This window comes from Micromonospora sp. ABR4_055, assembly GCF_056160425.1.
This window is the reverse complement of the sequence record NZ_JBSWXD010000191.1, coordinates 1-11,026: the sequence shown is the minus strand read 5'-3', so window position 1 is coordinate 11,026 and position 11,026 is coordinate 1. Positions and strand designations below refer to the sequence as shown.

At 70.8% G+C, this 11,026-nt stretch carries 5 protein-coding genes and 3 pseudogenes; 3 read left to right on the top strand and 5 right to left on the bottom strand.

The window, feature by feature from the left end:
* Positions 1-139 precede the first annotated feature (139 nt).
* Positions 140-2,143: an asparagine synthase (glutamine-hydrolyzing) gene (gene asnB, locus ACXAHD_RS28820; protein ID WP_281555390.1), complete on the bottom strand. Its 2,004-nt coding sequence runs from the start codon at positions 2,141-2,143 to the stop codon at positions 140-142.
* Positions 2,144-2,270: 127 nt separating this feature from the next.
* On the opposite strand from asnB, the gene ACXAHD_RS28815 reads away from it, so the two are divergent.
* On the top strand, positions 2,271-3,758 hold the full coding sequence (locus ACXAHD_RS28815; protein WP_281567473.1) for an aminopeptidase P family protein: 1,488 nt from the start codon (positions 2,271-2,273) through the stop codon (positions 3,756-3,758).
* 87 nt (positions 3,759-3,845) lie between these two features.
* On the opposite strand, the pseudogene ACXAHD_RS28810 reads toward ACXAHD_RS28815, so the two are convergent.
* A pseudogene (locus tag ACXAHD_RS28810) lies at positions 3,846-5,203 on the bottom strand (alpha-1,6-glucosidase domain-containing protein); the annotation flags it as partial.
* Between the two features lie 54 nt (positions 5,204-5,257).
* Between ACXAHD_RS28810 and tnpA the strand changes: the two are divergent.
* Positions 5,258-5,629 (top strand): annotated as a pseudogene (tnpA, locus tag ACXAHD_RS28805) (IS200/IS605 family transposase).
* Positions 5,630-5,770: 141 nt separating this feature from the next.
* On the opposite strand, the pseudogene ACXAHD_RS28800 reads toward tnpA, so the two are convergent.
* The 3 genes and pseudogenes from ACXAHD_RS28800 to ACXAHD_RS28790 form a co-directional block, all read right to left on the bottom strand.
* Positions 5,771-6,787: pseudogene (locus ACXAHD_RS28800) on the bottom strand (pullulanase-associated domain-containing protein); the annotation flags it as partial.
* Positions 6,751-7,419 carry a cellulose binding domain-containing protein gene (locus ACXAHD_RS28795; protein ID WP_281555391.1) on the bottom strand — a complete coding sequence of 223 codons (669 nt, stop codon included), beginning with the start codon at positions 7,417-7,419 and terminating at the stop codon, positions 6,751-6,753. The pseudogene ACXAHD_RS28800 and the gene ACXAHD_RS28795, both read right to left, overlap by 37 nt.
* Before the next feature lie 174 nt (positions 7,420-7,593).
* A complete protein-coding gene (locus ACXAHD_RS28790) occupies positions 7,594-7,983 on the bottom strand; it encodes a hypothetical protein (RefSeq protein WP_281555392.1) in 390 nt (129 codons plus the stop codon).
* A 194-nt stretch (positions 7,984-8,177) separates the two neighbouring features.
* On the opposite strand from ACXAHD_RS28790, the gene ACXAHD_RS28785 reads away from it, so the two are divergent.
* A complete protein-coding gene (locus tag ACXAHD_RS28785; protein WP_281567318.1) occupies positions 8,178-10,973 on the top strand; it encodes an aconitate hydratase in 2,796 nt (931 codons plus the stop codon).
* Positions 10,974-11,026: the final 53 nt, after the last annotated feature.

Here is an 11,026-nt window from a genome sequence, read left to right as displayed (position 1 = left end):
CCCCCCCCCCCCCCCCCCCCCCCCCCCCCCCCCCCCCCCCCCCCCCCCCCCCCCCCCCCCCCCCCCCCGGTCGGTGCGTGGCCTCGCAGGTCGAGTCGACGCGTGACTCGGTAGTCCCGGCGAGCCGGACCGCAGTGGGTCAGGCCACCATCGACCCGACCACCGGCTTGGTGAGCAGCGCCGACTGGTTGCGCCGGATGCCGGGGTCGAGTGAACGTTCCACGAAGATCGCGTGCCAGATGCAGAACACCAGCACCGTCCACACCTTGCGGGAGTGGTCGGCCTCCTCACGCTTATGCTCGTCGAGCAGCCGCATCGCGTACGACAGGTCGAGCAGGTCACCGGCGCCCGAGGTGGCGAAGATGTGCCGGGCCCACTCGTACATCTCGCCGCGCAGCCACACCCGGGTCGGGGTCGGGAAGCCGAGCTTGCGGCGGTTCACGATGGCCGGCGGCACCACGGCCTGCAGGGCCTGGCGCATCGCGTACTTGGTGGCGTCGGAGCGGGGCGGCAGCCGTAGCTCCACCGGGATCTTCGCGGCCACGTCGAAGACCTCCTTGTCGAGGAAGGGCACCCGCACCTCCAGCGAATGCGCCATCGAGATCCGGTCCGCCTTGACCAGGATGTCGCCGCGCAGCCAGGTGTACAGGTCGACGTACTGCATCTTGGTGACGTCGTCGAGCTCGGCGCACTCGGCGTAGATCGGCGCGGTCACGTCGGTGTAGCGCACCGACGGGTCGTAGCGGCGCAGCAGGTGCCGCTTCTCCTCCTCGGTGAACATCCGCGCGTTGCCGTAGTAGCGCTCCTCGATCGGGGTGGTGCCGCGTTCCAGGAAGCTCTTACCCTTGACCCCCTGTGGGATCACCTTCGAGACGGCACGCAGCCCTTTCTGCATCGGATCCGGCAGTCCGTGCACCGCGCCCAGCGACAGCGGCTCGCGGTAGATGGTGTAGCCGCCGAAGAACTCGTCCGCGCCTTCGCCGGAGAGCACCACCGTCACGTGTTCGGCGGCCTTCTGCGCCACGAAGTACAGCGGCACCAGCGCCGGGTCGGCCACCGGGTCGTCCAGGTGCCAGACGATGCGCGGCAGCGCCTCCATCATGTCCTGTGGCCCGATCTTCGTCGGGATGGTGGTCACGTTCAGGTGCCGGGCCGAGTCCTGGGCGACCTCGATCTCCGAGTAGCCCGACACGTCGTACCCGACGGTGAAGGTCAGGATGTTCGGGTTGAACTCGCGGGCCAGCGCCACCACCGCGGTCGAGTCGATGCCGCTGGACAGGAACGCTCCGACCGGCACGTCGGCCCGCATGTGCATGCGTACGCTCTCCCGCAGCGTCTCGCGGATCTCGTCGTACAGCCGCTGCGGGTCCGGCGTCGGCGTCGGCCGGAAGATCGGCTGGTACCAGCGGCGGACCTGTACACCACCGGCCGGGTCCGGCGCCGGCCCACCGGTCGTCGGGTCCAGCGCCGGCGGCGACCAGGTCAGGCACTCCCCGGAGCCGATCCGGCTGATTCCGGAGTGCAGGGTGCGCGGCTCGGGCACGTACTGCAGGGTCAGATAGTGCGACAGGTTCGCGGTGTCCACCCCGGCGTCGCCGGCACCCGCGGCGGCGGAGAACGGCAGCAGCGCTTTCTTCTCCGAGGCCAGGTAGATGCCGTCCGGGGTCTGCAGGTAGTGCAGCGGCTTGATGCCGAAGTAGTCCCGGGCGCCGAACGCGCGACGCCGCTGCCGGTCCCAGATCACGAAGGCGAACATGCCGCGCAGCTTGTGCAGCACCTTCTCGCCCCAGTAGTGGTATCCGGCGACGATCACCTCACCATCACCGGCGGTGGCGAACTGCGCGCCGAACTCCCGGACCAGCTGGTCCCGCAGCTCGATGTAGTTGTAGATCTCGCCGTTGAAGGTGAGCAGGTAGCGGCCGTCGGCGTAGGCGAGCGGCTCCTGGCTGGACGCCACGTCGATGATGGCCAGCCGCTTGTGCGCGAACACCGCGTCCGCCCACCGGCCGGTCGGGTCGCCGATCACCTCCACGCCGGTCTCGTCCGGGCCACGGTGGTGCAGGCATTCCAACGCGTGGGCGATCGCGTCGCGGTGTGCGCCGGCGTCGCCGCGGGCGCTGAAAAAGGCCAGGAGTCCGCACATGGCAGACATCTTTTCACGAGCCGGTCACGCGGTACCGTCGAGTACGCCCAACCGTGGGGAGGACGCAGTGACACACGATCAGACCGAGGGCACGGCACCGGACCGGGCCGGAGCCACCGGCACCGAGATGACCGCCGAAGGCACCGAGACGACCGCCGAGGTCGCCGCCGAGCAGCCGCGCACCGAGTCGCACGACCCGGACTTCCCGGAGAAGCTCCTGGAGTTCATGCGCACCGGCTGGCGCGACGACACGCTGCCGCTCGCCCCGCGCGCCGAGGTGCCGAACCACGCCCGCCGCCGTGCCGCCCTCGCCGACGCCTTCCCCGGCGAGACCCTGGTGGTGCCCACCGGCACCGAGAAGACCCGGGCCAACGACACCGACTACCCGTTCCGGCCGGGCAGCGACTTCGTCTACCTGACCGGTGACCACGATCCGGACAGCGTGCTGGTGCTGCACCCGACCGGCGACGGACACGACGCGGTGCTCTACACCCGGCAGCGGTCGTCGCGCGACAACGACGAGTTCTTCCGCAGCCGCGACGGCGAGCTGTGGGTGGGCCGGCGGCGCACCCTGGCGGAGAAGTCCACCGAGCTGGGCCTGCGCACGGCGCCGCTGAGTGAGCTGCCGCAGGCGTTGGCCGGGTGCGCGCCCGCCCGGACCCGGGTGCTGCGCGGCTTCGACCCGCGGGTGGACGCGGCGGTGCTGCCGTACGACAGCGGCGACGACGCCGGGGCCCGCGACCGCGAGCTGGCCTCGGCGATCGCCGAGGCGAAGCTGGTCAAGGACGAGTGGGAGGTCGCCCAGCTGCAGGCGGCGATCGACGCGACGGTCCGCGGCTTCGAGGACGTGGCCCGGGTACTGCCGGCCGACCGACCGGTCGCCGAACGGCTGCTGGAAGGGGTCTTCGCGCTGCGGGCCCGGCACGACGGCAACGACGTCGGCTACGGATCGATCGTCGGCGCGGGCGCGCACGCGACGATCCTGCACTGGGTACGCAACGACGGCGTCACCCGTCCGGGTGACCTGCTGCTGATGGACATGGGCGTGGAGGGGCACCACCTCTACACCGCCGACGTGACCCGGACCCTGCCGGTGTCCGGCCGGTTCACCGCCCTGCAGCGCCAGGTCTACGACATCGTCTACGCCGCGCAGCAGGCCGGAATGGACTACATCAAGCCGGGAGTGAAGTTCAGCGACGTGCACCAGACCTGCATGCGGGTGCTCGCCGAAGGCCTGGCCGAGCTGGGCGTGCTGCCGGTCAGCGTGGACGAGGCGATGGAGAAGGAGTCGACCGTCTACCGCCGGTGGACGCTGCACGGCTTCGGCCACATGCTCGGCATCGACGTGCACGACTGCTCGTACGCCCGTAAGGAACGCTACCGCGACGGCGAGCTCGGCGAGGGGTACGTGCTGACCGTCGAGCCCGGCCTGTACTTCCAGCCGGAGGACGAGCTGGTGCCCGAGGAGCTGCGCGGCGTCGGCATCCGGATCGAGGACGACGTGCTGGTCACCGCCGCCGGCGCGGTGAACCTGTCGGCCGGGCTGCCCCGGCAGGCCGACGAGGTCGAGGCCTGGCTGGCGGCGCAGCGCGACGCCGGCCCCCGGCTGCCCTGACGCACGCCTGCCCTGACGCACGCCCGCCCCGACCATTGTCGGCCCCGATCTGCACCGGATCGGCACCGGTGCCGATCCGGTGGGCCGTCAGGTCGGCCCGACGAAGACCGCCACGGTACGCGGCGGCACGGTGAACGTGCCGGTGGCGGCGTCGAAGCTGGCCTGCCGGCTCACCGGGGCGGCCGAGTCGCGCAGCACCGGGTGCAGTTCGATGGCGGCCCGGCGTAGCTCGGGCAGCCGCTGCCGGGCGGTCTGCGGAGTCGCGTTGAAGATCACCGTCACCGACCCCCACCGCCGGTCCAGGCCGGCGGAGCGCAGCCGCATGGTGATCACGCCGGGGGTCTCGGCCGGCCCGGCCAGCGGGAAGCTGACCCGCTGCTGCACCTCGCGGGCGGTGGACAGGGCGAACACCGGTGACGAAGCACGGATTCGCAGCAGTTCGGCGTACCGGGCGGCGGTCGCCTCGATCGTGGCGCAGTCCGGCACCAGGGCCGGGTCGGCGAGCAGCGGTCCGGCGTACGGCCATTTGTCGGCGTTGTCGGCGGCAGCCCGGCGCCGAATCCGTTGCCGGCAGCGCAGTCCCAGCGGATCTGGTTGAACCAGTCCCCCGAGTTGTACGAGTTGCGGTCCAACGACTTGGACCGCAACCGTTCACTGCCGGCGGTGACGAACCCGGTCCCCTGGGCGAAGACCACCGTCGACAGGGCGAGCAGCTGGGCCCGGGACCGGTCGGCCGCCGACGTGCCCGCCGGCAGCTTGTACGCCAGCGCGTCGTAGAGAATCTCGTTGTCGTGGGCGTCGACGTAGGTCACCGCCTCCCCCGGTGCCGCCGTGTAGCCGGCCGGTGAGCCGTTGTAGTCGACGTCGGCGCCGGTCACCCGATCGCCGCTGGCAGCGGTGAACGAGTACCCGGCCAGGTTGCCGGTCAGCCCGACCTTGATCAGGTCCTGCTGGTGGCGCAACCGGGTCTGCTGCTCGGCGCGGCTGCCGTTGACCGGATCCCCGTTCGGATCGGTGAACAGGCCGGAGGCGAAGCCCTGCACCCGTGGGTTGGCGTCGAACGGGCCACCGCCGCGCACCGCGTCACGCAGCCGGTCGGTGAACGTGCCGACCCCGGTGCCGGCCATGTTGGCCTGGGTGGCCTGGACGAACCGGGCGTCGCCGGCGACCTCGCCTAAGTCCCAGCCCTCGCCGTAGAGCAGGATCGACCGGCCGTCCACCCCGTCCCGGGCCACGGTCAGCCGGTCCAGCGCCCGGCGTACCGCCAGGATGTTCGCCTTCGGGTGGTGGCCCATCAGGTCGAACCGGAAGCCGTCCACCTTGTACGCCCGGGCCCAGGTGACCACCGAGTCGACGACCAGCCGGCCCATCATGGCGTGTTCCGGTGCGGTGTTGGCGCAGCAGGTGGAGGTGGCGACGGTGCCGTCGTCGAGCAGCCGGTGGTATTGACTACGCCAGAAGTCGAAGGTGGCCGTACCGGCAGGCACTGCGTTGTCGCGATGCATGTCCACTTGGTTTTCGTGACGAGGTTCCGGCACCCGGTGTTCGCCGACCGGCACCTGACCCGCATGAAAACAGATCATGCGGGACGTGTGCACGGACTTCGAGGCCGGACTGGTCGAGTTCAACGGCGGCCACAACCATGTCCACCTGCTGGTCGACCACCCACCCGAAGTCGCCGTGGCCCGCCTGGTCAACTCACTCAAGGGCGTCCCGTCGCGCCGCCCCCGGCAGGAAATTCCCGACCTCGCACGCCACTACCACCGGGCCAACAAACTCTCTGGTCGGGCTCGTACCTCGCCGGCTCCGCCTGCGGCGCGCCACCGAGCATCGTGACGCAGTACATCGAGCAGCAGACCCGGCCAGGTTAGAGCACTGCTCGGGCCCTGGCGGCCCTCCCAGCGCGGGCCACCACCCCCGGCCTGAAGGCCGGAGCGCTGGCCCGCATTCCGGTAGCGGCCCCGCCAGGACGATTCACCGCGTACCGACCAGACGCCGGTGCGGTCGTCGCGGCGCATCGCCACGGTCTGCGGCTCGGCGGTCGGCGTGTCGAACAGCTCCAACGCGACGGTCCGGGCGGTCGGTGCCCAGACCGACAGGGTCGGTCGCCGGCCGGCGAAGGTGACGCCGAGCGGGGCTTTCGTCGCGGCGGCGTACAGGTCGTCGAGCACGCCCGGCGTCTGCACGCCGGTGACCGCCAACAGGTTGCCCTCGTGGTCGCGTTCGGTGACGACGACCTGGCCGCGCAGCGCGGCGGCGAGCGTCGCCCGGTCCCGGGCATCGACGGTGAAGGCGCGGTGTGCCCACAGGTGCGGCAACGCCGCACGCTGGGTCTCGGTGAGCCCGTTGCGCCGCGCGGTCAGCGGGATCGACCGGTGGTCGCCGACGAGGTCGTCACCGTCGACCCGCAGCCCGCCGGCGGGTGCCCAGACCAGGTCGTAGCGTCTGCCGTCGGTCGGCCCGGTAGCCCAGGCCACGGTGGACCGGTCGATCCAGTGGGCCCGCTGGACGGTCAGGTCGAGGTCGCGGCGGGCACCGCCGGGTGCCGGTGGCAGCAGCCGCTGCGGGTCACCGGCGAGCAGCCACACCTCGCGGCCGACGGCGTCGAAGTCGAGCCGCTGGTCGGTCGGCAGATCCTTGTCGTCTCCCCGGTGGACGATGTAACTCAGCCCGGTCGCGTCGTCGGTCAGCGGCACCCGGAAGGTGACGCCGTAGTCGTCCCGGTCGGCGGGCGGCAGCGGATCGGCCCAGTCGGTGGGGGTGGCGGCGCCGTCCCAGACGTGCAGCCCCCAGCCGGTGTAGTCGCCGTCGGCGCATCGGCCACCGGCGCCGGGACGGCGGCCAAGGTGACAGCGAGGACGGCGGCGAGAGCATACGGCGCCAAGCGAAACGCACGGGTGCGGACGGGTGCGGCTTCCATCGACAGCCTTCCGTTGACGATGAGCGCACGCCAACCCTTGCTGCAAGATTCTGCAATAACTTGCAGGCGTGGTCAGTCCAGGTCGCAGGGCGCGCCGTTGGCCAGGCACCGCTGCGGGGTGGTGCCGTGACCGTGGCGTTCGAAGTGGAACCGCAGCGGTACCGACGAACGGGCCCCGACCGGCACCGAACCGGTGAAGACGTACTCCCGGCCGGACCGGCGCATGGTCGCCTGGGGCGCACCTTCGACCCACGCGGTGTGCATCCGGCTGACGTTGTCCGGGAAACTGATGGTCACGGTCCAGGCACGGTCGTACCGCGAGGTGTTCATTACCAGCACCTCGGCAATGAACCCGTCGCCGAACTGCTGGAGCACCCGGTAGCGGCCGATCACGTCGGGAGCGGCCGCCGGCGCCGAGGCGCTGGGCGCGGCGGGCGTGGTGACACGCGGTGGATCGTAGGACGGAGTGGACGGCAACGACGGCAAGGTGGCCGAGGTGGACGGCAGCAGCGAGGAGGAGGCCGGCCAGGAGGGAACCGGAGAGGACGAGGGAGCTGGCCGCAGGACCGCCTCGCCGGACGGCGGTGGGGCTGTGGCGACCAGCTGGCCGCCGGTGTTCACCGCCGGTGGGCTCACCGCGACCCGCGGCTCGGGCTCCGGCCGCACGGTCGGCTGTGACTCACCGATGGCCCGGGTCTGCACGGGTACACAGCCGGCGGCCACCAGAAGGATGACCACCATGACAGCGACTCCACTCAGGACGACCACCCACGGCGCCAGGGCGATCACGGTGGAGGGGGTCCAGGCGGTGCGCGCGGAGTGTCTGCCGTCCACGATGGCCCCCTTTATGCGCCGACGTCCCGCGGAAGAGTAGCGATTTCGACCCGCAACGCAAAAGGCCCAGTTACTGACTAGTTAGTGGAGTGGGGTAACAGTACAGATACGCACCGCGTCGCGACGAAGCCGCAACAGGTAGTGGAATCGCTGACCGGGCACCGACCGCCCGTCGGCGTCGAGGTACTCCCACTCCACCTCGACCGCCACCAACGCAATGCTCACCTGCCGAACCTGGTGGAAGCGGGCGTGCGACGCGACGATCCGCCGCTGGGCGTAATCGGGCGCGGCGCCGACGAAGGACAGCGCCACCGCCGCCGGCGAGGAGAACGCGAAGCTGTAGGCATCGGCGACGACCATCGCCGGCGACGCGAAGCAGTCCGCGATACCGGGCACATCGCCGGCGGTGATCGCCGCGCCGTACCGGTCAAAGAAGCCGGCGAGGGTGTCGAGGTCGGTCGAGGTGTCCACGAGACCGCGGTGCCCGGTGCGACCGCTCGACAAACCCGTCCCGGAAGCCGACACCGGGTTGCGACAATAGCAAGACGGACGTACGGTTTTGTTGCGAGCCGCGCTCCGGGTAAGTGTTACCTCACCCCGACGCCGCGGTAATCCGTACGAAAGACTGCCAGGACGACCAGGGACACAGCGGTAAGGAGTCCGACGTGGCGAGCCTCGACACCTTCGGTGCGAAGAGCCAGCTGCGCGTCGCCGACGCGAGCTACGAGATTTTCAAGATCAACACAGTGGCGGGTCACGAACACCTGCCGTACAGCCTGAAGATCCTGCTGGAGAACCTGCTCCGCACCGAGGACGGGGCCAACGTCACCGCCGGGCAGATCCGGGCACTCGGCTCCTGGGACCCGACCGCCGAGCCGAGCGTCGAGATCCAGTTCACCCCGGCCCGGGTCCTCATGCAGGACTTCACCGGCGTGCCGTGCGTGGTCGACCTGGCCACCATGCGGGAGGCCGTCCGCGAGCTCGGCGGCGACCCGACCAAGGTCAACCCGCTCGCGCCGGCCGAACTGGTCATCGACCACTCGGTCATCGCCGACCTGTTCGGCCGCGAGGACGCCTTCGCCCGCAACGTCGAGCTGGAGTACGGCCGCAACAAGGAGCGCTACCAGTTCCTGCGCTGGGGGCAGACCGCGTTCAACGAGTTCAAGGTCGTCCCGCCCGGCACCGGCATCGTGCACCAGGTCAACATCGAGTATCTGGCGCGGACGATCATGGAACGCAACGGGCAGGCCTACCCGGACACCGTCGTCGGCACCGACTCGCACACCACGATGGTCAACGGGCTGGGCGTCGTGGGCTGGGGCGTCGGCGGCATCGAGGCCGAAGCCGCCATGCTCGGCCAGCCGGTCAGCATGCTGATCCCCCGGGTCGTCGGGTTCAAGCTGTCCGGCGAGGCACCCGCCGGCACCACCGCCACCGACCTGGTGCTCACCATCACCGAGATGCTGCGCCAGCACGGCGTTGTCGGCAAGTTCGTCGAGTTCTACGGACCCGGTGTCGGCGCCGTGCCGCTGGCCAACCGGGCCACCATCGGCAACATGTCGCCCGAGTACGGCTCCACCGTCGCGATCTTCCCGATCGACGCGGAGACCATCAACTACCTGCGGCTCACCGGCCGCGACGACGCGCAGGTAGCGCTGGTCGAGGCGTACGCCAAGGAACAGGGCCTGTGGCACGACCCGGCCGCCGAACCGTACTACTCGGAGCGGCTCGAGCTCGACCTGTCGACCATCGAGCCGTCGCTGGCCGGACCGAAACGCCCGCAGGACCGGGTGCCGCTGGGCAGCGCCAAGACCATGTTCCGCTCGGCGCTGACCGACTACGTCGCCGACGACCACACCCCGTCCGTGGCCGGCCCCGCCGACGAGGCCAGCGTCGAATCCTTCCCGGCCAGCGACCCGCCGGCCGCCGACGGCGCCGACGACCCGGCCGACAAACCGCACGAGCTGATCAGTGCCTCGGTCGGCGCCGGCGGACGGGCCAGCAAGCCGGTGCAGGTGACCGGTGCCGACGGCGCCCGGTTCGAGCTGGACCACGGGGCCGTGGTGATCGCGGCGATCACCTCCTGCACCAACACCTCCAACCCGCAGGTGATGCTCGGTGCCGCGCTACTGGCCCGCAACGCCGTCGACCGGGGGCTGGCCCGCAAGCCGTGGGTGAAGACCACCCTGGCACCGGGTTCCAAGGTCGTCATGGACTACTACGAGCGGGCCGGCCTCACCCCGTACCTGGAGAAGCTCGGCTTCCACCTGGTCGGCTACGGCTGCACCACCTGCATCGGCAACTCCGGCCCGCTGCCCGAGGAGATCTCCGCCGCGGTCAACGAACACGACCTGACCGTGGTGTCGGTGTTGTCCGGCAACCGCAACTTTGAGGGCCGGATCAACCCGGACGTCAAGATGAACTACCTGGCCTCGCCACCGCTGGTCGTCGCCTACTCCCTCGCCGGCACGATGGACATCGACCTGGCCAACGAGCCGCTCGGCACCGGATCCGACGGCCAGCCGGTGTTCCTGCGCGACATCTGGCCCAGCAACGCCGAGATCGAGCAGGTGCGGGCCAGCGCCATCGGCGCCGCCGGGTTCGGCGCCGCGTACGCCGACGTGTTCGCCGGCGACGAGCAGTGGCAGTCGCTGCCCACCCCCACCGGCGACACCTTCACCTGGGCCGACGAGTCGACCTACGTGCGCAAGCCCCCGTACTTCGAGGGCATGGCACCGACACCTCGGCCGGTGACCGACATCGCCGGTGCCCGGGTGCTGGCCAGGCTCGGCGACTCGGTGACCACCGACCACATCTCGCCGGCCGGTGCGATCAAGCCCGACTCCCCCGCCGGGCGCTACCTCAGCGAGCACGGTGTCCCCCGGCACGAGTTCAACTCGTACGGGTCCCGGCGCGGCAACCACGAGGTGATGATCCGGGGCACCTTCGCCAACATCCGGCTGCGCAACCAGCTGGTGCCGGGCGTCGAGGGCGGGTTCACCGTCAACCACCTGACCGGTGAGCAGACCAGCATCTACGACGCGTCGGTGGCGTACGCGCAGGCCGGCGTGCCGCTGGTGGTGCTGGCCGGCAAGGAGTACGGCTCCGGTTCGTCACGGGACTGGGCGGCCAAGGGCACCATGCTGCTCGGCGTACGGGCCGTCATCGCCGAGTCGTACGAGCGGATCCACCGCTCCAACCTGATCGGCATGGGGGTGCTGCCGCTGCAGTACCCGGCCGGGCAGGACGCCGCCTCCCTCGGGCTCACCGGCACCGAGACGATCGACATCGTCGGGGTGACCACGCTCAACGACGGCACCACTCCGCGTACGGTGACCGTGCGCACCGACACGGGTGTCGAGTTCGAGGCCGTGGTCCGGATCGACACCCCGGGCGAGGCCGACTACTACCGGCACGGCGGCATCCTGCAGTTCGTGCTGCGCAAGATGCTGGCCAGCTGATCCGGTCACGGATGAACGGCGGCGGTGGGTGGTGACCCGGTCCGGTCACCACC